This window comes from Marinifilum sp. JC120, assembly GCA_004923195.1.
Lineage (GTDB): Bacteria > Desulfobacterota > Desulfovibrionia > Desulfovibrionales > Desulfovibrionaceae > Maridesulfovibrio.
On the sequence record RDSB01000252.1, the window covers coordinates 1 to 370 of the forward strand.

Sequence of the window (370 nt, forward strand, 5' to 3'; positions counted from 1 at the left end):
GGATGGTATGGAAGAACTATTTAACAATGCAAACAGCATTTCTGAAAACATTAAACTAACTAAGGAATTAGAATCAGTTGACCACAAACTAGCATTTCTAGATTGTCTGGTTGAACGTCGACACAATAATAAGTTAAAAATAAATGTTTACAGAAAATCAACGCATTCCGAGAGATACTTGGATTTTAATTCGGCCCATTCACAGAGCACGAAAATTAATGTGGTAAAAAATCTAATGAACAGAAGTACTAAGATTGTTACAGACAAGGAAGACCAACGAACCGAATTAAATAAAGTATTTTCTACTCTTAGGGATAACAACTACCCAAAAAGGTTTTTAAAAAAGATTATTAAAAATGAAAGAAAAACT

Annotated in this window: 1 protein-coding gene; it reads left to right on the plus strand. The window is 31.1% G+C overall.

Annotation, left to right across the window (positions count from 1 at the left end; genetic code table 11):
• The coding region (locus tag D0S45_20990) for a hypothetical protein (GenBank protein TIH02086.1) at positions 1–370 on the plus strand (370 nt) is incomplete at both ends.